Here is a 22750-nt window from a genome sequence, read left to right as displayed (position 1 = left end):
CGCACTGAATGGAGATGGACAGGAAGACGCAGTTCAATATTTGGTACTGGATCGGCGCGTTCTTTTTACTGATGGCGTTTCAGTACCTTTACGCGACCGCCACTCAAGTTGCTCAAATTCCCTACAGTCAATTTGAGACTTATGTTCGCGATGGTAGGATCGCAGAGGTGGCAGTATCGGACCGGTTTATCCAAGGGCGTTTCAAGGAGCCCGTCGAGGGCCGATCCTTCTTCATCACGACGCGCGTCGAGCCCGACCTTGCCCGCGACCTTCAGCAGCACGGTACCGTCGTCAGCGGCCAGATCGAGAGCACGTTCCTGCGAGACCTCCTGTCCTGGGTTGTCCCGGTCGTAATCTTTCTTGGCATCTGGATGTTCATGCTCAAACGGGTGGGTGGCGGCATCGGTGGTGGGCTGATGCAGATCGGCAAGTCCAGAGCAAAAATCTATGTCGAGAAGGACACCGGCGTCACCTTCGAGGACGTCGCCGGCGTCGATGAGGCCAAAGATGAACTCAAGGAGATCATCGACTTCCTAAGAGATCCCCGCGGGTACGGCCGGCTTGGCGGACGCATGCCGAAGGGCGTGCTGCTTGTCGGTCCGCCTGGAACGGGTAAAACGCTGCTGGCTAAGGCCGTGGCCGGCGAGGCCGGCGTGCCCTTCTTCTCCATCTCAGGTTCTGAGTTCGTCGAGATGTTCGTCGGCGTAGGCGCAGCGCGGGTGCGCGATCTGTTCGAGCAGGCGCGTGCCAAGGCGCCCGCGATCATCTTTATCGATGAACTCGACGCGCTCGGCCGCGCGCGGGGTCTCGGACCGCTTGTGGGTGGCCACGACGAGAAAGAACAGACGCTTAACCAGTTGCTGGTCGAGCTCGACGGTTTCGACTCGTCGACCGGTCTCGTTCTTTTGGCAGCGACCAACCGCCCGGAAATCCTTGACCCTGCTCTGCTGCGCGCCGGCCGCTTTGACCGCCAGGTCTTGGTGGACCGGCCTGACAAGGCCGGCCGTATCCAGATCCTGAACGTGCACCTGAAGAAAGCCAAGCTCGCGCCCGACGTTGACGCGGATAAGATCGCCGCGCTCTCGCCCGGTTTCACCGGAGCCGATCTGGCCAACCTCGTAAATGAGGCGACGCTGCTGGCAACCCGGCGCAAAGCCGATGCAGTGAGCATGGAAGACTTCAACAACGCCGTCGAACGCATCGTTGCAGGGTTAGAGAAGCGCAACCGGCTCCTCAACCCGAGAGAACGCGAGATCGTCGCCTATCACGAGACAGGCCACGCGCTGGTCGCCATGGCGCTGGCTGGGGTCGATCCGGTGCACAAGGTCTCGATAATTCCACGAGGGGTGGGCGCCCTTGGGTACACGATACAGCGCCCGACCGAGGATCGCTTCTTGATGACCCGCGAAGAGTTGGAGAACAAGATGGCGGTATTGCTCGGCGGACGGGCTGCCGAGCACATCATCTACGGCCACCTTTCAACGGGTGCCGCCGACGATCTGGCCAAGGTCACTGATATCGCGCGCGCCATCGTCACGCGATATGGCATGACCGAAAGACTCGGCCACGTGGCTCTTGAAAAGGACCGCCGCTCATTTATTGGAACCGATCAGCCCTACTACGGTCCGGAGGAACGCTCCTACTCTGAGAAGACGGCCGCCGAAATTGACGAAGAGGTGAAGCGCATCGTGGAAGAAGCCTTCGCAAGGAGCGTCAGCCTGTTGCAGCAGCGACGCGAGTCATTGGACCGGGTGGCCCGGACGCTGCTCGAAAAAGAGACTCTCGAAGAAAGCGAACTCACCGAGCTAGCGGAACAGACGTCCCCTGGAGAAGGCACTCAGGTACGCACAGGTGCATGCTAAGCGGCGGTCGCACGCGCGAAGCGAGAAGGACCGCGCAGTGAGGCCGGCAAGATCATTCGTGACGGAGGTGGCGTCATAGGGTCGGTTCGGTATCGGCCTATAAAATGGAGAACTTCGTCGATGACCTCCGGCCCCCATGGCTTCTCAATGGCGCCCAATGCGCACGCAAAATCCCCCGGGAGGGCCTCCGGATTGGCGGTCACAAAATCACAGGCGTTTTCGTCTCCCTAACAACCGCCGCTGAAATACTCGCACCCGAAGGTCCGTCACGAAAATTGACATCAACGAGCGCCAAGTCGGGCGAAGTTCGCAGCGCCGCTGCGAGGGCCTCGGTTGCGTCTGCGGCCGTCCCTACAACCTCGCGCCCGCGTCGCTCGAGCATATGCTTGAGATCCAACGCGACAAGCCAGTCGTCTTCGACAACCAGGATGCGCAACGGTTTCATTGCACGTCCTCCACTCGGCACGGTCATGGGTCTAAATCACCGACATAGTAGTCCTAGCCATTTCGGCTATTTATCGGTCGTCATTTCTACTTGGTTCCCCCCGTCCCAGAGACGCGGACGCTTTTGCGATGCCGCGACGCCGGCCCCCCGCGGGGGGCCAAGGTGGGCCGCAAGGGACACCTGATGAAGCAAGCCACCGCTTGAGCACCTACGCGAGGGATTGCGACGCTTCGGGCGCGGAGAGCGATGTCTGATGGCTGGTCACCCGGCCAGCCCCTGACCCGGCTGCGGGCGAGTTTAGAGGGCAAGGTTGATGGCGCCGGCAGCCTCTAAATGTCGTGACTCACGAGGGCCGAGATCAATCAGGAAGCCGCGAGCGGGCGATAACGCTGTCGATCGTCAGTGCAGTCTCGTGCGAGAATGCTTATCTTTTTTTCGTTGCCAACCGACCTCGACCGGAACCATGCCGCAGCACCAAACAGAACTTATCACAATGCTGGCGCTCGGAGTCGTGCTTGCCTTCGGCTTCGGGCTGGCCGCGCGATTCTTGCGCCTGCCGGCTCTAATCGGCTATTTGCTTGCCGGAGTCGCGATTGGTCCGAATACACCCGGCATTGTGGGCAATGTCGAGTTGGCGCGCCAGATGTCTGAACTGGGCGTCATCCTGCTGATGTTCGGCGTGGGGCTGCATTTCTCCCTCAACGATCTCCTCGTCGTGCGTCGGATCGCTGTGCCAGGCGCGATGATCCAGATCGTGACCGCAACTCTCATTGGAACCCTCGTATCGAGGGCATGGGGCTGGAATTGGAGTGCGGGCCTGGTGTTTGGCCTCGCCCTTTCAGTGGCAAGCACGGTGGTTCTGCTGCGCGCGCTGGATGAAGTAAGTCTGCTGGACTCCCCCAACGGCAGGATCGCCGTCGGTTGGCTGGTAGTCGAGGACATTGCCATGGTGTTGGCCTTGGTAGTGCTCCCCGCGTTCGCGGCACCGATCGGCGCCGACGCCCCGGCAGCGCCGATCGGCGCCGGGACGGCAGGTGTTGGGCTCGCGCTTGGACTCACGCTGATCAAGGTCGGCGCCTTCGTTGCGGTCGTGTTGGTCTTCGGGAGGCGTGCCGTACCGTGGCTGCTCAGGCAGGCAGCGCGCTCAGGATCGAGGGAACTCTTTACGTTGGCGGTGCTGGCGATAGCACTGGGGATCGCGTACGGGTCGGCGGCGCTGTTCGGCGTCTCTTTTGCACTTGGCGCATTCTTCGCGGGGGTGGTGCTCAGCGAGTCCGAGCTCAGTCACCGGGCCGCTACCGAGTCGCTGCCGCTGCAAGATGCGTTCGCGGTGCTATTCTTCGTTTCGGTCGGGATGCTCTTTGACCCCTCAATCCTTGTGAATGATACGCTGTCGGTGATCGCAGTCGTCCTAGTGATTGTGCTCGGCAAAGCTCTTACCGCTACAGGGATCGTGCTCGCACTAGGCTATCCGATGTCGACCGCTTTGGTCGTATCCGCGGCGCTAGCCCAGATTGGGGAATTTTCTTTTATACTCGCCGATTTCGGGGTGTCCCTAGGGCTTATGCCGATGGAGGGCCGTGATCTGATCCTCGCCGGAGCGTTGCTCTCGATCACTGTCAATCCATTTGCATTTGCGGCTGCGAAGCTCATGGCGCCTTTGCTGACCGCACCCACGCCGGGAGGTGGCGAGGGTCGTCTCTTCGATCCCTTGTTCGGTCTGCATGTGGAACATCGTCCCACGGCGCAAGCGGACCACGTTATTGTCGTGGGGGCCGGCCGAGTCGGACGCACAATCGTCGCGGCGCTGCGCAAGGCGGGAACGCCGTATGTTATAATTGAGCGAGATCGGCGACGTGCCGAAAAGGCTCGTGAGGAGGGCGCGGCGGTGAGGCACGGCGATGCTGCGGCCCCGGGCGTCCTTGAGGATGCGGGTGCGAAGCGTGCGCGACTCATCGTCATTGCCGTTCCAGATGGCTACGAAGCGCGGCGCGTGCTCGAGCGCGCTCGTGAGATAGATGCGCTCGCCGAAGTTCTCGTGCGGGCTCACGGCGATGCTGACCGCACGTATCTTCAAGAACGCGGTGCGACCCGCGCAATTTCAGCCGAATACAACGTAGGTTCGGCAATGGCAGAGGCAACGCTCAGCGGCTTGGGCGTCGCGCCGGCGGCAACCTCAACTACAGTCGACCAACTGCAGGAGGCGGAAAGCGCAATTGTTGAAGACTCCGGTGCGGATATGCATGGCGCCCCTGAGCTGCGTCCTCATCAAGAATAGAGAAGAGAGGTCCCGTAACTTGACCGGTCACTAAGGCCGAATGATCGTGACGTTTCGGGGACCTTCCAGAGAAATTGCGCCCCGCTCGCGGAGATCCGTAAACGCTCGACAGACTGTCTCGGTCGAGAGCCCGAGCAGATCGGCGATATCGTAGCGCGTAATGGGTAGTGCTATATCGCTTTCGCCAGATCGGCCGATCCTGTCTCTAAAATGGACCAGGAAAGCTCGTACTCGTTCAGGAGCCGACATGGTGCTCACTACGAAAGTCTGCTGCTCCAGCCTCTCAATTGCCGCGAAGGTTCCCAGTCGGATGAGCTTGGCAGTCGCCGGATCAGAGTCCGCGAGAGCCTCAATTGCCGATCGCGGATAACAGGCAACTATTGTTCCCTCCACTATTGCTTGCACCGAGGACGTGTGCGAGTCGGATGACGAGAATCCAAAGAAGTCACCTGGGAGGTGAATGTCCGCAATTTGCCGTCGTCCATCGCTGCGGATACGGTATTTGCGTGTCGCTCCAGAAACGATGCGATACCACCAGTCACAGCGATGGTGGTGTTCGAAGATGTCCTGATCGCGCTGGAACGTCCTGAGGATGGCGATAGAGTTTAGGTCTCTCGGACTCTTGTTGATCCGTGGCTCGCAGTCCGAGCCGTCAAACCGCGTTGAACGTTCCATCGACACCCCTTCACAACGGCACCGTCCAAGCAATTGGACGACCGTGGTGACGATAGAAAAACGCGCGGGTAAGGAGCTATTTGTGGATTCACCTTATGGGAATTCTCGCATAAGGAAATGGCTCGCTCGGAGAGTGGTCGACGTGGCAGCTTGTTGCTCGGCGGGAGCCACAGCTATCCTTGCGCGACGGGTTTGTCAGCACTTAGATGTGAAGCATCACTTGGCACTACTCCTTTAAGCCAGCGAGAACCGCGATTTTAATTGCCTCGGCGACGGTTTTCACTCCTAGCCGCCGCAACATGCGCGAACGATGAACTTCAACGGTTCGGATACTTATGCCGAGTTCGTGGGCAATCTCCTTGTGTGCCTGACCGTCCGCGAGCCGGACGAGCACCTGCCGCTCACGCTCGCTTAGCGTTTGCACACGAGCTGCCGCCTCGTCGCGCTCGTCGGTGACCTCAGAGGATCCTCCCTCCTTTGAATCGGTCAACGTCTTTGACGTTCTCGCAACCTCCTTCCCGACGACGCCAATCGCGACCGGTCCAGCCGGAGGAAGATCGAGGCGATAGAAATCGAACAGGAAAGGTCGGGTATCCTTCGACTTGGTATGGAGCAGCCGTAGCACTCCAGTCCAACGCCCGTCGGAGAGAATCCGATGCCAAACGCCATAACGCAGCTGATCGCGGTCTCCGAGCGCCAGAAAATCGGCAATATGAAGTTCGGACGCCTCACGCAAATCAGCCAAGCCGACGTGTTCAAGGCCAGCGTGGTTCACGAAGAGCGGCCGGCCCTGAAGATTCACGATGCCGATGAAGTCGGACGAAGCGGCGATGAGCCTTGCGAGATATGCGTTCGGAGCAGTTTCTTCGCGCCGTCGCAATTCCAACATGGCTTGGCTTGCCGCCATGCGCTGAAGGAGTGTTTCCACCTCAGTTGGGAAATCGGGCCGGTCCGACGCAACTATCACGGTCGCCTCGCCGTGATTGCCGATTGGCGTCGCGTGAACAGTCACCTTGTTGCCGCTGACTGGGCTGACGATCTTTCCCCCGTCCGTGATGGCTGCCAACAGGGAGTTGCGGACAGTCGGAACGAATGGCGGCGGAAGACGTCCGTTGGGCCCATACACGAGCTCAACCACGACTTGCAGCGTCGCTATCGACATATATACAAAGTCGGCGTTGAGGGTCTTCACAAGGACCGAGGCCAGGCTTTCGACGACTGCGTCCTCCTCTAAGTCCTTCCAGTCCGCTTGCAGAGCGGATAGGCGAAAGAGGTCGTCGAGCGCGCGGACCAGCTTTTGATTTTCCTCCACAGGCATTCGCGTCTCCGCCGATCAGGGGTCTGACAGATCCTGCGGATCGGCTCTTGCCTGCTACAATCAGGATCGGTTTTCGGCTACAGTTGGGTTCGTGTCAGCCGAGTGCAACTAGCCATATCAGATGCAGCAGGCAGTTGTCAGGCTCGCTCCACGGACTAAATTTGCAGCGGCGGCTAGGGCCTGTCCAGACGGAGCGGCGAGAAGTGTGAACCCGAAAGTGAGACCATGAGGTTGGACACAAACGTGACTGCGAAGAAGCGACCCAGATATACCCTCCTCGATGATCCCGGGTCAGCTGCCGGGAACGAGATCATCGTCACTATTTTTGACTGGCAAGGGAAGGCCCCCATCCGGGCCACCCTCGGATGGATGGCGCATTCACGAGAAGGCGCGCACGTTGGCCCGGACGAGAGCGAGGAGGTCGATGTAGGCCTTGCACTCGCTCAGGCGCAGCGCCTGCTTCAGCGTTACGGTTTCCGTAGGATCGTGATCGTGCTTGAGCACGAAGACCTATGGGATCCCGCGTGGGGCGATCTTGTCCGCCGCTAACGCCGGGCTAGCGACAATTGGGGCCGGACCGGGAACCTCGGGAGTCAAGCACCGGCGCGGCCCTGTTTGCACCCTGGGACAATTACCCCTTTCGGTCAAACCTTGAGCGGCAACCCCGTCTAGGCCGATGGGCGGTCCCCTTTGGTAATGCCCCGGCGCAGCCAAATCGCGAAATAACTGACGGTCATCAGTGCCAATCTGGCGGAGAGTCGCCACGATCCCTTCAACGTCAGTAAAGGGAGTTGGCAAATGCTCGCCTATCCAGGAAATGCGGGGCGCACGTTCGATGCATTCCGGCAGATGCGACTCATGCAACAAGATGTGAATCGCGTGATGAACAACCTGCGAGCCCCCACAACGTCTGAATTTCCCCCGATCAACATTTGGACCGGCCCCGACGGCGCCGTGATCGCTGCGGAGATTCCTGGCGTCGCTGCCGATGACCTCGACATCGCAGTCCATCAGAACACAGTAACCCTTCGTGGCAAACGAGCCTCCGACCCGGTCACCGAAGGCGCCGTTGTTCATCGCCAAGAGCGCGTTGCGGGTTCCTTTGCCCGCAGCCTTGTCCTTCCGTTCCGCGTAGATGGGGAGAAGGCCGCCGCAGCGTTCCGGAACGGGCTGCTTCGGCTCGAGCTCCCTCGCCCCGACGCTGATCGGCCTCGCAAAATCGCAATAAGCCGGACTTGAAGGAGACCCGTCATGGCCGCTCAGGACACCAGTGTAGGCGAGGCCGCCGAATCCACACGAGATGCGCCGGTCTTCGTCCCTCCAGCAGATATAATCGAGGATCAGTCCAGCCTGTTGATGGTTTTGGACCTCCCCGGCGCCGATCCCGAAAGCCTCGATGTGACGCTCGACAAGCGGCTCTTGCGGATCGCGGCGCGCTCGGTGCCGAGCCGCCCCGAAGGCTACACACTGCAGCACGCCGAGTATTGGGATGGCAATTACGAGCGGAGTTTTGTCATCTCAGAGCCAGTCGACGTGGCGAAAATCGAAGCGATTTTCAAAGACGGCGTTCTGCGGCTGACGCTGCCAAAGGCGACGCCGGCGCCGGCTGCCAAGATTTCCGTCAAGGCGGCGTGAGGCGACGATGAAAATCACCGACCTCATTCCTTGGAGCGGCTCCGGGCGGCACGTGGGTCCGCAAACGGGACCGGTGGACCCGCTTCGTGCGCTGCGGCAGGACATTGACCGCGCATTTGAGCAATTCTGGAGGATGCTTCCATCCCCATTTCCGGAGTTCGCACCCTCCGCACCTGATTCCGTCCGGCTGGATGTCAGCGATAGCGACAAGGCGATAACGGTCACCGCCGAATTGCCTGGCCTCTCTGAGGATGACATCGAGCTTTCGATCAGTGAGGGCTCTCTGACGATCCGCGGCGAAAGGAGTACCGACCGAAAAACTGAAGACGGAGGGCTCATCGTTCGCGAGCGAGCATACGGCTCCTTCCAACGCACCCTGCAGCTTCCAGACGGTGTCGATGCCGATGCGGCAAGCGCGACATTCAAGAACGGGATATTGACCATCGAGGTCCCGAAAACGGTTGAGTCAATCCCCAGTATTCAACGCATCCCTGTGCAGGCGGGTTAATATCGCCGCTCCAAGCCCCACCCGCCTTGCCTGCCCGCCATCCTCCCCCGGGGTGGCGGGCAACTTTGTGACCGCACCAGCTCATCATTGGCCGGCGGCGATCCCGGTGAAATTCCGGATTCCGCTCCTGCCTGGTTTGCAGGATGAAGATCGACATCGACGACATTGGAAATGACCGGCCGGATCGTGCCGCCAATAGCGGAGCTGTCATGCCAACATGTGCCATTGGCACCGATAACGACGGAACCGTTACCTGCGCCACGGTGCGGCCAGCGGGGCGGCGCATCGTCGAGTGATGAAGGCGAAAGGCTCATGGGTCACGAGCCGTAATTCAAGCTGAGACATCATCTCGGTCTGTTGCGGATTGATCGCCAAGACGCTATCCAGCCGGTGTCGGAAAAGGCAGACTTGGTTTGGTAAGCCCAAGTCCTTTCGGTAACGAAAGCTCTGGTCTTTGGCCTCGTGTCGGAGATCCCCACGACGAGCATGGGACGCTCCCCGGCGTCCCGATTGTTCGTCCGTGAGGTCGCTCGTTCGAGGAACGCTCAGGTCGAACGTGATCGACACAGGAGCGTTTCATGCCCAATTCCCAACCCATCTACGAAGTCGTAATCGCCGGCGGCGGCCCGGTCGGGCTCTTCCTTGCCTGCGAGTTGCGTCTCGCAGGCGTCTCTGTCCTTGTCCTGGAGCAGGCTGCCGATCCGCTGTCTCCTTTGAAGGCATTGCCGTTCGGAATGCGCGGTCTGTCCGCGCCGACCCTTGAGGTCCTCGATCGCCGCGGCCTGCTCGACGACGTCAGGGAGGCGAGCCAAGCGAACAATGCCTCGGGCGCCACCAAGGCCTTCGCGCATTGGATGCAGCAACAACAGCAGCGCCGGCCTGCCGGCCATTTCGCCGGCATCCAGTTCTTTCACGAGGACATCGACGTCTCGCGGTGGACATACCGCCTGCCGAGTCTGGCCGGGGTCAATCTAGCCGTGGACATGCAGTCCCTGGAAACCGTCCTCGCTGCCCGGGCGACCGCGATGGGGGCGGAGATCCAGCGTGGCGTCGGCGTCGAAGCTTTCGACCAAACCGACAACACCGTGATCGTCCGCGCTGGCGGCCAGACCTTCCACTCGCGATGGCTAGTGGGCTGCGATGGCGGGCGCAGCGCCGTGCGCAAGGCTGGCGGCTTCGAATTCGCCGGCACCGATCCCGAATTCACCGGCTACTCGGTCGAGGTGGAACTGGCAAACCCGGAGACGCTCCGCGTCGGACGTACCTATACGCGGACGGGCATGTACACCTACGCGCAGCCCGGCACGATCGCGATGGTCGACTTCGATCGCGGCGCCTTCCACCGCACACAGCCGATCACGATGGAGCACGTGCAGGTTGTTTTGCGCGGGATCTCCGGCGCCGACGTCACCTTGACCGCCCTCCGGCTCGCGACCACATGGACAGACCGAGCCCGCCAGGCGACGGCCTACCGCAACGGACGGGTGATGCTTGCCGGCGACGCCGCGCACACGCATTCGCCGCTGGGCGGTCAGGGTCTTAATCTAGGCCTCGGCGACGCAACAAACCTGGGCTGGAAGCTGGCGGCCACTATCCATGGGCGCGCGCCGGCCGGATTGCTCGACAGCTATTTCGCTGAACGCCATCCCGAGGGCGCGCGGATTCTCGACTGGTCCCGCGCGCAGGTCGCGCTCATGCGCCCTACTCCGAGCACCCGAGCGCTCGAATCTATCATCCGCGATCTCATCGGAACGCGTGACGGCGCGACCTACTTCGCCGAAAAGATATGGGGCCCGTCGCTGCGCTACGATCTCGGCGGCGATCACCCTTTGGTGGGCCGGAGCGCTCCCGATTTCACTCTGATCGATGGAACGAGGGTCGGGAAGCTCCTGCAGGACGGCCGTGGCCTGCTGCTGGATTTTGCTCCAGGCGCGCCGCTACGGCTGCTGGCCGGCCGCTGGCAGGGGCGGTTCAACTACATTTCGGGCGACGCCGAGAACCGGCTGGGATTGCGCGCCATCCTCATCCGTCCCGATGGTATGGTTGCCTCGGCGATTGAGAGCGCCGCAGACGATCAAGGCGTTCGCCAGGCGGCCGAGCGCTGGTTCGGTGAGCCTGACAGACCGCCTAGCTAAGTCGTGCTGCGCGACATGGCGAAGATGCGATCGAGTTCAACCAGATCTGCCGGGGCAAGTCGCAGATCGAGCGCGTCGCGGTTCTCCCTCACATGCCGTACGTTTCCAGCTTTCGGAATCGCGACAATTCCATCCTGTCTCAAGACCCAGGCGAGGGCCAACTGGGCGCGGCTACAGCCGTACCGCTCTGCCGCGCGGGCAAGCCGCCCGTCCCTGGCGAGATGACCTCCGCAGATGGGAGAGTGTGCCATGATCGGAACACCGCGCTCCCTGCACCATGGAAGAAGGTCGCACTCGATGTCTCGCCGGCACAGATTGTAGGCGATCTGATTTACCTGCACCAATTTTCCTACGGGAATGGCCGCGAGGTCCTTCAAATCGCGGATGAGGAAATTTCCGACACCCCAATAGCGTATTTTCCCGGCGCTTCTGAGCGCCTCAAAGCCGTCGATCGTTTCGGCGAGAGGGACGTTGCCTCGCCAATGCAGCAGAAAAAGATCAATTCGGTCCGTACGAAGTCTTCTCAGGCTGCGTTCGCAAGACGTAACGACACCGAGGCGGGAAGCGTGATGCGGATGAACCTTGCTCACAAGGAACACCTTCTCGCGCTGCCCGTCGATCGCCTCCGCCACCACCTGCTCTGCTCCACCGTCTGCGTAAGACTCCGCGGTGTCGATTAGAGTCATCCCGAGATCGATGCCCGTCTTCAACGCGGCGATCTCGTCGCGAGATGAACCGCTGTGCTCCCCCATTCCAGCTGTGCCTTGTCCGAGCACCGGTATAGCCTCGCCCGCCGGCAAGGTGGTCTTCCTGCTCGCTGACATGGGGTTTCCTAACTGGCACGGTGGCAAGAGCGCGCACAAATTGAGGCTAACTGATCTCGCAGGGCTGGGAACTGACCACCGTCACGCTGGGTTGGAGACGGCGCCCGCGTGTGTGCGATTTTTTGAGGACTGACTGCGCCTACGACCCTCGCCCCGACATGTGGGATTCCCTTATCGTAAGAACCCCTAATGGCAGGTCTCGGCAGATGACGGAGGCAGGATCGGAGTAATAGTCTACGAGCGAACGCTCCGAGCCGGCAGATCACGCGCACTGTTCGGAGGTCGAAGGCCCGGTACTCACCAAATAGTTTCGATGCCCTGGACCGATGGGGAATTCGACGCAACGATCCCATGCCTTAGACTGCCTCTATGATCACCTTTAGCGCTCGTGTGTCCTCAGCCTTCGAGAAAGTGTCATATGCATCAAGGATATCGTCGAGCTTAAAACGATGGGTAATCAACTGCTTAGGATCAATCTTTCCTGATCGTACCGTCTTGAGCAACATAGGCGTGCTGACCGTGTCCACTAAACGGGTAGTGATGGCGATATTATGAGACCAGAGCTTCTCGAGATGCAGGTCGGCCTTGAAGCCATGAACCCCAACATTAGCGATAACGCCCCCGGCCGCGACGATCTCCTGGCACAGCTCGAACGTCGGTGCGATACCCACTGCCTCTATGACCGTATCAACGCCTTTGTTTTCCGTCAGCTCGAAGACCCTCTGCTTCGCCTCTTCTCCAGTGGCTCTTATCGTGTTTGTCGCGCCGAAGCGCTTTGCAGCCTGCAGCCGATTCTCATCAAGATCGATGACGATGAGTTCCGCCGGTGAATAGAACTGCGCAGTGAGTAACGCAGCTAATCCGACCGGCCCGGCGCCGACGATGGCGACGGACCCGCCAGGTTGCACTTTGCCGTTGAGAACACCGCATTCGAAGCCAGTCGGCAAGATGTCGCTCAACATGACGAGGGCGTCTTCGTCGGCCCCGTCCGGGATCGGATAAAGGCTGGTGTCGGCGTGAGGAATACGAACGTACTCGGCCTGAGTCCCGTCGATCGTATTGCCAAGGATCCAGCCTCCTGTGGTGCAGTGAGAATACATTCCACGCCGGCAGTACTCGCACTTCCCGCAGGACGAGATGCAGGAAATCAACACGGAGTCGCCCTTCTTGAACTGGGTTACACCCGCGCCAACCTGCTCTATGACTCCTACGCCCTCATGGCCAAGGATACGTCCAGGAGTGCACGACGGCACGTCTCCTTTGAGGATATGGAGATCGGTGCCACAGATTGTGGTCTTCGTCATCCTTACAATTGCGTCGGTCGCGCTGTCGATCACCGGGATGTTGCGGTCCTTCAACGTCTTTCGGCCCGGTCCCTCAAAGATTAGAGCTTTCACAGCGGTCTCCGCGTCTGACTATCTTCAAGTGCGGTGGCCAGGATAGGTGAGGCTCGACCACCACGCACTGACGTTGATCATTTTTCCAAAGCAAGTCCCAAGACCCACGGTCGGGGTCTCGCTCTGGTGATCGGAAAAGCTACGGCAATGGAGATTGGCTCGCTGAACAGAACCAGCCTGAGTCATCGCAGGTGTCCCTCCGAGTGCAAGTCCTAATCAAACAGCGGCGTCAGATTGTGAGGGGCCATGGTCGGGCTTCCGCGGTTTAAGGCGCGCTCATGGGCAAAAGGGCGGCGAAGCTGACGAGCGTCAATGTGTTCGCACGGTCGAGGTCTCATCCTACTGGGCCGACCGTCGACATAGGTCAAACCGTTGCCACAGCTTGGAGGCGAGAATGATAAAGGTCTTGGTTGTCAGAGTTGACGGAACCAGTGGCGACGAATTCCGCCTCGCAGCCGCAGAAAGTTTGGCGAAACTCTTCGAAACGCATGTTGTTGGCCTGATAATCAATGTTCTGCCCGAACCGATCATCGTAGAGACCATGACCAGCGTAACCGACTGGTCAGAGAGTCTTGAACACGCACGCGCACAAGGACGGCAATTCGAGGAGCGGACGAAGGAGCGGCTGAAGAGTCTCGCTCCTTCGTCGGAGGTGCGTCGTATCGATGCATATTCCCATGAGCGGGCGTTCCTCACCGCCCGGGAATGTCGGAGCGCAGACGTGCTCGTCGGTCTTCGACTGAGCGACGATGATGGTACAATTGAGCTGCATGACGTGATCGAGGAGACGCTATTCGAGGCGGGCCGACACATCTTTCTCGTGGCCGACCAGAAGACCTTCGATGGAGGCTTTGAGCATTCAGTTGTCGCTTGGAACGGGAGCCGCGAGGCAACGCGTGCAGTGGCGGAGGCCTTGCCGTATCTGAAAAAATCAAAAGCGGTAACTGTTCTGCGCATAGGCGCCGAAACAGATTCAATCCTCTCGGCTGTGCAGGATGACAGGCTGGTCGCATACCTCCGGAGACATGGCATTATCGCTTCGCTGGAGCGAGTTCCGCACAAGGGGTTCCAGGACATTGCGACAGTGCTCATCCATGAAGTGGTCGCTCGTAAGGGCGATCTGCTCGTGATGGGTGGTTACGGTCATTCGCGCCTGCGCGAATGGTTGCTCGGAGGCACTACATACAGGTTACTTCGTAAGTGCCCGATCTCGCTTGTGATGGCGCACTGAAGACGGCCTTGTACACTACCGACCGCGTTGAAGAATGTTTCGAACGCTATGCGCGGCGTCGCTGCGTCCGTGAACAAGCAAAGTAGTTCACGCATCCCTTTACTCATAGGATGTGCTGTCGCGTCTTTGCATTGGTAGCAATAGCGGGCGTCGGGAGTACCTCCCTGCGGCGTCGTGGGTTCAGGCCGGAGGGTTGCATCAATGAAATGCAGGTCTGCCATAAGGGTTGAGGCGCGGTGAGATGACCACTGTTGATGACGAAGAAATTCTCGAGACCCGAAGGGTGCGCGAGGTTGCGGGTGTGTTTCACAAATCGGATGTCCTTGAGGACACGATTGAATCCCTTTTGCTCGCGGGCTTCGACCGGTCAGACGTGGATATCATGGGTGAAGTTGAAGCCGTCAGACGCCGTCTCGGCCAGCTGTATATTCCACCAGAGGAGCTTGCCGATGTGCCGGGAACACCGCGCCGTGCATTCGTCGCGCGAGATGACCTCGCATTGGCGACCGCAGGTGTCGCTGGAATTCTTTTCTATGTCGGCGCGGCGGCCACAGTAATGTCTATCGTCGCTTCCGGAGGAAGCCTCGCGGTTATAGCAGCGGCTGCGATGGCCGCCGGGACGGTTGGAGCGGGTGTCGGCGCGGCAGCGGTGCGGCTGCTCGGAAAAAGGCAGGCGGAGGAACTCGATCTCCAGCTGATGTCAGGGGGAATTGTGCTCTGGGTGCGCGTGCGAACGGCCGAAAAGGAAGCGGAAGCGCAGGAAATCCTAGCAAAGTTTGGCGCTGAAGCGATTCGTGTCCATGAGATAGATATCGCGAAGCGCCTCGAGGACGTTCCGCTTGCGAATGTCCACCCGGACCCCTGGCTCGAAAAGGACGTGCGGGGTTAGGAGACCGGGCTCCCGAAGCGCCAAAGTGCGAACCTGTTCATAGGGCAGAAGACACATCCGCCAGACAGGGCCGATGCGTTCCCACCGAATAGGAGAGGCAGCAATCGGCCGGTTGCCAGCTGTCAGTTCCCGCGGTGCGAGCGCATTTTGCCGTCGGCCCGCGAAAGCACGCCGTCGCCGTCGACCTGACTATTGTCCCTGCATGGCGAGAGTGCCGCAAGACTGACGTCCGTCAACGTCGATGGTCTCGGGTAAGATCATAATTCTCAGCACGGATTAGACCGAGGTTCTCGAGCTAAGGAGACATAGTATGGCAGGCAAGGTGATTGGTATTGACCTGGGTACGACCAATTCCTGTGTGGCAATCATGGAGGGCTCGCAGACCAAGGTCATCGAAAATGCCGAGGGTGGTCGCACCACGCCCTCCGTTGTGGCCTTTTCGAAGGAGGGTGAGATCCTCGTAGGGCAGCCGGCCAAGCGTCAGGCCGTCACAAATCCCGAAAACACCATCTTTGCGATCAAACGCCTGATCGGCCGTCGCTACGACGACCCCATGGTCGAGAAGGACAAGAAGCTGGTTCCATATAAGATCGTTCGGGCGGATAACGGCGACGCCTGGGTGGAGGTGCAGGGAAAGAAGTATAGCCCCAGCCAGATCAGTTCTTACATACTCGTGAAAATGAAGGAGACGGCCGAAGCATATCTCGGCGAAAAGGTCGAGAAGGCGGTCATCACCGTTCCCGCGTATTTCAATGATAGCCAGCGCCAAGCAACCAAAGACGCTGGCAAGATCGCCGGACTCGATGTTCTGCGCATCATTAACGAACCGACCGCCGCTGCGCTCGCGTATGGTCTCGACAAAAAGAAATCAGGCACGATTGCGGTTTACGATCTCGGGGGCGGTACGTTCGACATCTCACTGCTGGAGATCGGCGACGGCGTGTTCGAAGTGAAAGCCACCAACGGCGATACGTTTCTCGGTGGCGAGGATTTCGACCAGCGGATCATTGATTGGCTCGCGAGCGAATTCAAGAAGGATCAGGGAATTGATCTGCGCAACGACCGCCTTGCGCTTCAGCGTCTACGTGAAGCGGCGGAGAAGGCAAAGATCGAACTCTCATCGGCCCTGGAAACCACCATTAGCCTGCCGTTCGTCACGGCTGATCAAAACGGCCCAAAGCATCTTGAGATCAAGCTCCGGCGGGCCAAGCTGGAAGAGTTGGTCGATGAGCTGATTCAGCGCACCGAAAAGCCATGTCGGGACGCAATGAAGGATGCGAAAATTAAGGCCGAGAAAATCGATGAGGTCGTGCTCGTGGGCGGTATGACCCGCATGCCGAAGGTCCAGGAGACAGTGGCCGATATCTTCGGCAAGGAGCCGCACAAGGGCGTGAATCCCGACGAGGTGGTGGCGATCGGCGCCGCCGTTCAGGCCGGCGTGCTGCAGGGCGATGTCAAGGATGTGCTGCTTCTCGACGTGACCCCGCTGTCGCTTGGCATCGAAACATTGGGGGGTGTGTTCACGCGTCTCATCGAACGCAACACCACCATTCCGGCTAAGAAAAGCCAGATCTTCTCCACCGCCGAGGACAACCAGACTGCGGTCACGATCCGTGTCTTCCAGGGCGAGCGCGAAATGGCAGCCGACAACAAGCTGCTCGGCCAGTTCGATCTCGTCGGCCTCCCCCCGGCGCCTCGCGGCCTCCCGCAAGTCGAGGTCACTTTCGACATCGACGCCAACGGAATTGTCAACGTCTCGGCTAAGGACAAGGCGACGGGCAAAGAACAACAGATTCGCATCCAAGCGTCCGGCGGCCTGTCACAAGCTGACATTGAACGCATGATCAAGGAGGCAGAGGCGAACGCGGAAAGCGATAAGAAGAGGCGGGTCCTGGTTGAGGCGAAGAACCTGGCGGAAGCTGAGATTGCTGCGAGCCAGAAAGTCCTAGGTGACTCCAGGGACAAGACCCCCGCCGCCGATACGAGCGCGCTTGAGAAAGCGATTGAAGACCTGAAGTCTGCGGTCGGCGCGGACTCGGTTGCGGATATCGAAGCTAAGACGAAGGCGCTGCGGACGGCGACATCGAACCTCGGAGCGAAGGTCCACGAGAGTGCCGCCGGCGGCCCAGGTGCAGAGAGCAAGTCCAGCGATGAGGTCATCGATGCTGACTTTGAGGAAGTCGACGACAAAAACAACAAACGCCGACCGTAACAGTTGCGGGCCGCGCCGGATCGCGGCGTGCAAGCGGTCCTACAAAGCGCAGCCTGTATCGCCGCATCCGTTGATCACTTGCCGCCTGTGACATCGAGAAATGTGCCGGTGCTGAAGGAGGCCTCGGCGCTTGCTAGCCAAGGATCGCTCGCGCAACCTCTTCGGACTGCCCGCCCCTGCCCATGGGGATCGATCTTTGTCTCGATCCTAGTCCCGGCTCTCCCCCGCTGGCATGCATCCCAGTGTAGACGGGCCCCGGTCCGATGCAGTTGACGCGTATCCCGTCCCGAGCGACCTCCTTGGCAAGGCCGGTTGTGAACCTCTCGAAGGGCAGCCTTCGAGGCGGCGTAGTCCACATATTCGTTCGGACTTCGAGCCGGGGCGAGGCCGACGAGATGTTGATGAGCGCCCCGACCACTTTGGCGATGCGCTGGCACGGCTTGGTCGTTACCGTGCCGACCATCCGGATGTCGAAATGGCGGTCACGACGATTTCGTGCGTCGTTGAGGAATTGCGAGGTGGCGTCGATGTATCGATCCGACGGGGCGTCGTTAGGGAGGATGGGTGGCGCCAACATCGCGTCGTGCCGGTGCTGGATGATGTCGACACGCTGGTCATGAGCCCGCGCTGTTCGCGAAGCGGCCGATCCTGAAGCCCGCCGATATCGAGCGGCATACTCTGCTCGCAAGCGAAACCCGCCCCGGCGATTGGGCGAACAGGCTCGATGCCGGCGCTCCCGCATCTTGTCCGACGCCCGCGCCAGATATTTGACCGATCCACGCGCCAGGCAGTGGAAGACGGGCTCGGCATCGGGGTCGGCCCGCTACCGACGCTGGCGATCGACATCGCCAGTCGACGGCTGACGACGCCGCTGCCGGATATCCTCTTTCCGAGGACCGGTTATGTCTCAATCATCCCGCAGCAGGCCGAAAGCGGGAAGCATGCTGCCAGCTTCGTCGACTGGCTTGTCGGGGAGCCTCAGGGAGCGGTCGGCGATACTTGACAAGCCCAGTCACCCCGCCGGCGCCCGCGATTCAGAATAGTGCCGCTTCTTCGCGTCCAGACGTAGATGCCCCCGATGACTTTCGCAGCTTCACTCCGAGCGTGATGAGGACGACCCCAAGGATCGAGGCATAGATGCCGAGCAGCCAGCCCAGTGCGAGGAAGGTCTCAAACGGCCGCGTCACCAGAAGCCAAATGACGAGTATGCTGAGCGCGACGGAAAGAAGGCCGCTGATAAACAGCCAGACCTCGCCCTTAATTTCGTTTCTCAAGCGAATGGCAGCAGCTATTTCAAAAACACCTGAGAACATCGACCAGAACGCAATGCTCACCCATAGAAACGTTGCAAGCACCAGCGTGGCAACAAAGGGCGATACCACCACGACAATGCCGGTCAAGACGCCAAGCGCGCCGCTGAAGGCAAGCCATCCCCATCGTTCCTCCTTACGGATCCGTCGAATGGCGGAGACGAGTTCGAACGCGCCGTCGACGAAGGAGTACGCACCGAATACGAGCGTCAGCGCGAGCAGAGAGTCTGCCGGCATTACGAAAGCGATTACGGCGATGATTAAAGCCAAAGCTCCGCGGAGTACAAAGACCCACCAGTTTTTCTGCAACGTGCAGATCAGAACTCCTGTTGCAGGCAGGGGAAGGGTGTCTTGGTTCATGTCGATTTCCTTTTTTGCATCGTCCTGACGTTTCCCCGGTTGGGTTTAGGCAAGACTCTGCGCGGGGCTGCCGCATCCGCGGGGAGTGGGAGTCGCTTGGCCGGCCGTATTATCGCTAGTTCCAGAGTACATCCCGCGGATGGGTCCGCTCGGTGCTTCCTTGGCATGCAGCTCTGCCACCTCCGCTTCGAGCAGTGTTTGCCGCTCGAAGCTATTTGGAGGTCTCGTTCCACGCGGAGCCAGAGTCCGAGCGAAGTGCTGCTTGAGCTACTGGCGGCCGAGCCATGTACGAATTTTAGGACGGGTGGAGGCGCCCCGGTCTGCCGAGCCGACGTTGCATCAAAACAGGTCTGAGACCTGCTTCTTGATCCTGTCGAACCAGCCCTTGCCGCTCTTCCCGCCACTTGACTTCTGTTCGATCTCTTTGATCTGCTCGAATATCGGCTCGAAGTCCGCCTTCTTGCCGTAACCCAAAGCCTCCGCCATTCTGATCTGCTTCCGGGCTTCGTCGAGTTGCGCGGCGAGCGATTTGTTGCTCTCTTCCGAGCGCTTATCGTCTTCCGCGAGCTTTTCAGCATCTTTTAAAAGAACTTGCGCGCGCAGTACGGGCAGTGGCACGGCCACCTCCGTAATGACCAGCGTGTTCAGCGCCGCCTGAAGGGTGTCTTTTGCTTCATCCACCTTGCTCTTGGCGATGAGACTGGCCGCGGACTTGATCGCCGTAGGATAGGCAGCGAGTGGCAAATTCGTGGTCTGGAACACCACCTCGCTGGCGAGGTTACTGACCAAGGGGCGTGCCTTTTGAACTTCTCCGTCGCCGAGCAGTCTCCGCGCCTCCTTGATCGCGTCTTTTACGGCATTGGGATCCGCGTATAGGTCGCGGATGACGACCCCGGTATCCACCGGCGCTAGTGCGAGCTTGGGGTCGCGCGCCAGGATAAGTTCCAGCTTCCCGGTAGCGACTTCAAGCGCCCCGAGGGCCTCTTGTGTCTTCTTGTCGCCGAGCAGCGCCAATGCCTTCTTCGTTTGGTCGAGCGCGGTCTCGGCGTCGGCGACGATCTTCTTGCGTTCTTCGTCTGCCCGTTTGGCGACGTCAGCATCCACTTCGGGTTGTGCTGACTTCGCCGTCGGCGATTGCTCCTGCGCCGGGTTCGCCTGAGACTGGGACTGTTCCTGCCCACGGGCTGGAACCCCATGTGCGGCGACCAGGCTCAGCGCCGCCGCGGAAAGCAGTATACTTTTAAGATTGGTAGTCATTGATGATCTCCCTTGTTGCAGCGTGGTTGAATCAGCGCGGGCTCACGGTTGCACGGGCAAGCGCTACGGATCTGCACATCGGCCGCAACCTGATGCGTCAGGTCCAGCTCACAGGCCCTTTCTCTTGGCGGGCAAGCGCCGCGGAGCTGTCGGCAGACAAAGAGCATTGATGGCAACTCCGCCTCCGACCGACACTGACAATCGACAGTTTTTCGCGAGATACGGCGCTCGAAGCGCGGACGGCTGTTTCCGAAGGCCCGCTCACGAGGCGTGGCAGGGGTCGCTCCAGGGGTTGCAGCCAGCCTGCCCCTGAAGGTCGGAGGTTTGTTTCCCTGCCAAGTGGCGGTTCGTCGCGAGAGCAGCTTCGTGCTGAATCTGCGTCCACATCGAAAACTGACGCCTGTCAGCGCGCGCCACCCTGCCCGGCGTAGCGTGGTTACGCCGTAAGTTGCGGAGGACCGACAAGGGGCCTCGCAGCGCGGCAATGCTCAATTGGCAGAAGGAAATAGAACAATGAGATCTGACAGTGACATCAAGCGCGACGTGGAATTCGAGCTGAAGTGGGACCCCGACATCGACGCCACCGACATCGGCGTCGCGGTCAAGTCCGGCGTCGTGACGCTCACGGGTTTCGTCCGCAGCTATCTGCAAAAGTACGAGGCAGAGCGAGCGGCAAAGCGTGTGTCCGGTGTCCTCGGCCTGGCGAACGACATCGAAGTGCGGTTGCCCTCCGAAAGCCAGCGCACCGATCCCGAACTCGCGCGCGAAGCCGTCGCCGCGATCAAGACCGAGCTTCCTTACGCGCACGAAAACGTCAAGGTGTTGGTGAAAACCGGCTGGGCGACGCTGGAAGGCTCCGTCGAATGGGATTACCAGCGCACACGCGCCGAACGCGCGGTCCGGGCGCTGAAAGGCATAAAGGGCATCTCAAACCTGATCACGCTGAAGCCGCGCGTCGCCCCGGCCGAAATCAAATCGAAAATCGAGGACGCCTTCAAGCGTAGCGCCGAGATCGACGCCAATCGGATCGTTGTGACGGCCAGCGGGGGGGAGGTCACGCTCACCGGCACGGTTCGCTCTTGGGCCGAGCGCCAAGAAGCCGAGCGGGCCGCATGGCGGGCGCCAGGGGTCACGAAGGTCGATAACCGTATCACCATCGCTCCTTGAAACGGCGCACATGAGACAGCGGAGGGCGGAAGTGTGCATTCTGCTCTCCGCTTTATCGAAAGGTTTCGCGTCAAGGGGAAAGCGACCAATCGTGACTCTGTGAACAGCCAGGCAAACGCGACAGAAATCCCAAGCTAGAAGCCATTCTTGCGAACGCATTTCCCCGGTGAGACAGGGGCGAACGTGCGCAATACCGAACAAGAGGCGGCTCTACCGCAAGCATATAGTTTCCAATCAACCCGAGTTAGTTGTCTCGACGCGAACTCGCACGTCGTATCCCATTTGATCATCCGAAACCCAACTCTACCGACGACCTCCGAGCGGAACGCTTGGAGCTATCGCCAAGGGAGATGCACAAAATTTGGAGGAGCGCAGGTGCCGGACCGATTCTACCAAACAGTGGGTTTCATTGAAGCCGTCGAGAAAGCGCAGAGCGCGATCGAAGTGGAAGAGTGTCTGCTCGCATTTGCTGCAAGTTTCGGCTTCACATCTGTTTTTGGCGGTATTGTTCCGTTGCGCCCCGTTCCGCTGGACGAAATGCCTTCACGCATCTTGTTTCAGCGGTTTCCAGAAGGGTGGGCGGAGCGATACAACGACAGCGGCTATGTACTTCGTGATCCCATCGTCTCTCGATTGATATATGATCGGGCACCCTTTGCGTGGGCTGACGCCTATAAAACCGATCGTGAAAGACAGAACGTCAAACTCATTAGTGGAGAGGCGTCCGAGTTCGGGCTCCGGGACGGCTACGTCGTGCCGATTCCCACGATCGAAGGTGACCTCGCCGCGGTGTCTTTCGGTGGCCCGGCGTACGCTGTGGAGCCAAGTGAGGTTGCGGCGCTTAATTTCGCCGCAAGCTACGCGGTCGGGAGCTATCTGCATCACAGAATCGCACGCAGGCGACTATCTGCAGCCTTGACGCCGCGAGAGTCGGACTGTCTCGTGTGGGCGGGTGAAGGAAAAACGGATTGGGAGATTTCGGTTATTCTAGGCATCTCCCGCGCAACGGTTTTGAAGCACGTTGCCGCCGCGCGGGAGAAGCTCGGAGCGGTAAACAAGGCGCACGCCATCGCGACGGCGATCAGAATCAAACTCCTCGCGTAAACTCATGGCAGCGTCTGAGAATTGATAAGATGCACGGCTCAGCGAAATGAATTTAGCGACGTAAGGGAGCTTTTGAGACTGTAGCTGCGCGGGCTCTTAGAAAAGCATCTAGCCTCCCTCGCGGTGCGCTCTCTAGCCGCCTC

Annotated in this window: 22 protein-coding genes; 14 read left to right on the top strand and 8 right to left on the bottom strand. The window is 60.0% G+C overall.

Annotation, left to right across the window (positions count from 1 at the left end):
- Positions 1 to 8 precede the first annotated feature (8 nt).
- Positions 9 to 1862, top strand: coding sequence for an ATP-dependent zinc metalloprotease FtsH (ftsH, locus tag AB4136_RS28415; protein WP_394016024.1), 1854 nt, complete (start codon positions 9 to 11; stop codon positions 1860 to 1862).
- 199 nt (positions 1863 to 2061) lie between these two features.
- On the opposite strand, the gene AB4136_RS28410 is transcribed toward ftsH, so the two are convergent.
- Entirely contained in the window at positions 2062 to 2307 is a 246-nt protein-coding gene (locus tag AB4136_RS28410) for a response regulator (protein ID WP_171021014.1), read from the bottom strand.
- Between the two features lie 493 nt (positions 2308 to 2800).
- Here AB4136_RS28410 and AB4136_RS28405 point away from each other — a divergent pair, with 493 nt between their 5' ends.
- Entirely contained in the window at positions 2801 to 4585 is a 1785-nt protein-coding gene (locus tag AB4136_RS28405; protein ID WP_441931920.1) for a cation:proton antiporter domain-containing protein, read from the top strand.
- A gap of 30 nt (positions 4586 to 4615) precedes the next feature.
- Here the strand turns inward: AB4136_RS28405 and AB4136_RS28400 are convergent, their stop codons facing one another.
- A complete protein-coding gene (locus AB4136_RS28400) occupies positions 4616 to 5260 on the bottom strand; it encodes a helix-turn-helix domain-containing protein (protein WP_137901566.1) in 645 nt (214 codons plus the stop codon).
- 226 nt (positions 5261 to 5486) lie between these two features.
- Positions 5487 to 6578 (bottom strand): LuxR C-terminal-related transcriptional regulator, encoded by a 1092-nt coding sequence (locus tag AB4136_RS28395; protein ID WP_137901565.1) that lies wholly within the window; start codon positions 6576 to 6578, stop codon positions 5487 to 5489.
- Positions 6579 to 6821: 243 nt separating this feature from the next.
- Between AB4136_RS28395 and AB4136_RS28390 the strand changes: the two genes are divergently transcribed.
- The 6 genes from AB4136_RS28390 (at position 6822) to AB4136_RS28365 (ending at position 10856) form a co-directional block, all read left to right on the top strand.
- Positions 6822 to 7127 carry a hypothetical protein gene (locus AB4136_RS28390; RefSeq protein WP_441931918.1) on the top strand — a complete coding sequence of 102 codons (306 nt, stop codon included), beginning with the start codon at positions 6822 to 6824 and terminating at the stop codon, positions 7125 to 7127.
- A gap of 249 nt (positions 7128 to 7376) precedes the next feature.
- Positions 7377 to 7817, top strand: a complete 441-nt coding sequence (locus AB4136_RS28385) for an Hsp20/alpha crystallin family protein (RefSeq protein WP_137901563.1) — start codon at positions 7377 to 7379, stop codon at positions 7815 to 7817.
- Positions 7818 to 7829: 12 nt separating this feature from the next.
- The gene (locus AB4136_RS28380; RefSeq protein ID WP_137901562.1) at positions 7830 to 8213 is read left to right on the top strand and encodes an Hsp20/alpha crystallin family protein; all 384 of its coding nucleotides are present in this window, start codon (positions 7830 to 7832) and stop codon (positions 8211 to 8213) included.
- Positions 8214 to 8220: 7 nt separating this feature from the next.
- A complete protein-coding gene (locus AB4136_RS28375; protein WP_137901561.1) occupies positions 8221 to 8721 on the top strand; it encodes an Hsp20/alpha crystallin family protein in 501 nt (166 codons plus the stop codon).
- A gap of 131 nt (positions 8722 to 8852) precedes the next feature.
- Complete coding sequence (locus tag AB4136_RS28370; protein ID WP_394016029.1) at positions 8853 to 9017, top strand: DUF5990 family protein; 165 nt, start codon at positions 8853 to 8855, stop codon at positions 9015 to 9017.
- Positions 9018 to 9299: 282 nt separating this feature from the next.
- Positions 9300 to 10856, top strand: coding sequence for an FAD-dependent monooxygenase (locus AB4136_RS28365; protein WP_137901560.1), 1557 nt, complete (start codon positions 9300 to 9302; stop codon positions 10854 to 10856).
- Here the strand turns inward: AB4136_RS28365 and AB4136_RS28360 are convergent.
- Positions 10853 to 11680: an aldo/keto reductase gene (locus AB4136_RS28360; RefSeq protein ID WP_137901559.1), complete on the bottom strand. Its 828-nt coding sequence runs from the start codon at positions 11678 to 11680 to the stop codon at positions 10853 to 10855. The genes AB4136_RS28365 and AB4136_RS28360 overlap by 4 nt on opposite strands.
- Positions 11681 to 12036: 356 nt before the next feature.
- Positions 12037 to 13077: a zinc-dependent alcohol dehydrogenase family protein gene (locus AB4136_RS28355; RefSeq protein ID WP_137901558.1), complete on the bottom strand. Its 1041-nt coding sequence runs from the start codon at positions 13075 to 13077 to the stop codon at positions 12037 to 12039.
- A gap of 394 nt (positions 13078 to 13471) precedes the next feature.
- On the opposite strand from AB4136_RS28355, the gene AB4136_RS28350 reads away from it, so the two are divergent.
- The 3 genes from AB4136_RS28350 to dnaK all read left to right on the top strand — a co-directional run bounded on the left by AB4136_RS28350 (position 13472) and on the right by dnaK (position 17409).
- Positions 13472 to 14308 (top strand): universal stress protein, encoded by an 837-nt coding sequence (locus AB4136_RS28350; RefSeq protein WP_137901557.1) that lies wholly within the window; start codon positions 13472 to 13474, stop codon positions 14306 to 14308.
- A 241-nt stretch (positions 14309 to 14549) separates the two neighbouring features.
- Entirely contained in the window at positions 14550 to 15197 is a 648-nt protein-coding gene (locus AB4136_RS28345) for a hypothetical protein (RefSeq protein ID WP_137901556.1), read from the top strand.
- A gap of 310 nt (positions 15198 to 15507) precedes the next feature.
- Entirely contained in the window at positions 15508 to 17409 is a 1902-nt protein-coding gene (gene dnaK / locus AB4136_RS28340; protein ID WP_137901555.1) for a molecular chaperone DnaK, read from the top strand.
- Between the two features lie 133 nt (positions 17410 to 17542).
- On the opposite strand, the gene AB4136_RS28335 is transcribed toward dnaK, so the two are convergent.
- A complete protein-coding gene (locus AB4136_RS28335; RefSeq protein WP_441931935.1) occupies positions 17543 to 17872 on the bottom strand; it encodes an SDR family oxidoreductase in 330 nt (109 codons plus the stop codon).
- Between the two features lie 261 nt (positions 17873 to 18133).
- On the opposite strand from AB4136_RS28335, the gene AB4136_RS28330 reads away from it, so the two are divergent.
- A complete protein-coding gene (locus AB4136_RS28330; protein ID WP_137901553.1) occupies positions 18134 to 18412 on the top strand; it encodes a hypothetical protein in 279 nt (92 codons plus the stop codon).
- Positions 18413 to 18443: 31 nt separating this feature from the next.
- Here AB4136_RS28330 and AB4136_RS28325 read toward each other — a convergent pair whose 3' ends face one another.
- Positions 18444 to 19079, bottom strand: coding sequence for an HdeD family acid-resistance protein (locus AB4136_RS28325; RefSeq protein ID WP_137901552.1), 636 nt, complete (start codon positions 19077 to 19079; stop codon positions 18444 to 18446).
- A gap of 339 nt (positions 19080 to 19418) precedes the next feature.
- Positions 19419 to 20336, bottom strand: coding sequence for a YfdX family protein (locus AB4136_RS28320; RefSeq protein ID WP_171021011.1), 918 nt, complete (start codon positions 20334 to 20336; stop codon positions 19419 to 19421).
- Between the two features lie 513 nt (positions 20337 to 20849).
- On the opposite strand from AB4136_RS28320, the gene AB4136_RS28315 reads away from it, so the two are divergent.
- Together AB4136_RS28315 and AB4136_RS28310 are read left to right on the top strand one after the other, a co-directional pair.
- Entirely contained in the window at positions 20850 to 21503 is a 654-nt protein-coding gene (locus tag AB4136_RS28315; RefSeq protein WP_006023728.1) for a BON domain-containing protein, read from the top strand.
- Between the two features lie 375 nt (positions 21504 to 21878).
- The gene (locus AB4136_RS28310) at positions 21879 to 22607 is read left to right on the top strand and encodes a helix-turn-helix transcriptional regulator (RefSeq protein ID WP_137901551.1); all 729 of its coding nucleotides are present in this window, start codon (positions 21879 to 21881) and stop codon (positions 22605 to 22607) included.
- Positions 22608 to 22750 lie beyond the last annotated feature (143 nt).

Source organism: Mesorhizobium sp. 2RAF21 (assembly GCF_052115345.1).
GTDB lineage: Bacteria > Pseudomonadota > Alphaproteobacteria > Rhizobiales > Rhizobiaceae > Mesorhizobium > Mesorhizobium terrae.
The sequence above is the reverse complement of the archived record's forward strand: the minus strand, read 5'-3'. Positions and strand labels throughout refer to the sequence as shown.

Coding starts and splice junctions, on each gene's coding strand:
- ftsH (WP_394016024.1), top strand. CDS start 9: ATGGAGATGGACAGGAAGACGCAGTTCAATATTTGGTACTGGATCGGC.
- AB4136_RS28410 (WP_171021014.1), bottom strand. CDS start 2,307: ATGAAACCGTTGCGCATCCTGGTTGTCGAAGACGACTGGCTTGTCGCG.
- AB4136_RS28405 (WP_441931920.1), top strand. CDS start 2,801: ATGCTGGCGCTCGGAGTCGTGCTTGCCTTCGGCTTCGGGCTGGCCGCG.
- AB4136_RS28400 (WP_137901566.1), bottom strand. CDS start 5,260: ATGGAACGTTCAACGCGGTTTGACGGCTCGGACTGCGAGCCACGGATC.
- AB4136_RS28395 (WP_137901565.1), bottom strand. CDS start 6,578: ATGCCTGTGGAGGAAAATCAAAAGCTGGTCCGCGCGCTCGACGACCTC.
- AB4136_RS28385 (WP_137901563.1), top strand. CDS start 7,377: ATGCTCGCCTATCCAGGAAATGCGGGGCGCACGTTCGATGCATTCCGG.
- AB4136_RS28380 (WP_137901562.1), top strand. CDS start 7,830: ATGGCCGCTCAGGACACCAGTGTAGGCGAGGCCGCCGAATCCACACGA.
- AB4136_RS28375 (WP_137901561.1), top strand. CDS start 8,221: ATGAAAATCACCGACCTCATTCCTTGGAGCGGCTCCGGGCGGCACGTG.
- AB4136_RS28365 (WP_137901560.1), top strand. CDS start 9,300: ATGCCCAATTCCCAACCCATCTACGAAGTCGTAATCGCCGGCGGCGGC.
- AB4136_RS28360 (WP_137901559.1), bottom strand. CDS start 11,680: ATGTCAGCGAGCAGGAAGACCACCTTGCCGGCGGGCGAGGCTATACCG.
- AB4136_RS28350 (WP_137901557.1), top strand. CDS start 13,472: ATGATAAAGGTCTTGGTTGTCAGAGTTGACGGAACCAGTGGCGACGAA.
- AB4136_RS28345 (WP_137901556.1), top strand. CDS start 14,550: ATGACCACTGTTGATGACGAAGAAATTCTCGAGACCCGAAGGGTGCGC.
- dnaK (WP_137901555.1), top strand. CDS start 15,508: ATGGCAGGCAAGGTGATTGGTATTGACCTGGGTACGACCAATTCCTGT.
- AB4136_RS28335 (WP_441931935.1), bottom strand. CDS start 17,872: ATGGTCGGCACGGTAACGACCAAGCCGTGCCAGCGCATCGCCAAAGTG.
- AB4136_RS28330 (WP_137901553.1), top strand. CDS start 18,134: ATGCCGGCGCTCCCGCATCTTGTCCGACGCCCGCGCCAGATATTTGAC.
- AB4136_RS28325 (WP_137901552.1), bottom strand. CDS start 19,079: ATGAACCAAGACACCCTTCCCCTGCCTGCAACAGGAGTTCTGATCTGC.
- AB4136_RS28320 (WP_171021011.1), bottom strand. CDS start 20,336: ATGACTACCAATCTTAAAAGTATACTGCTTTCCGCGGCGGCGCTGAGC.
- AB4136_RS28315 (WP_006023728.1), top strand. CDS start 20,850: ATGAGATCTGACAGTGACATCAAGCGCGACGTGGAATTCGAGCTGAAG.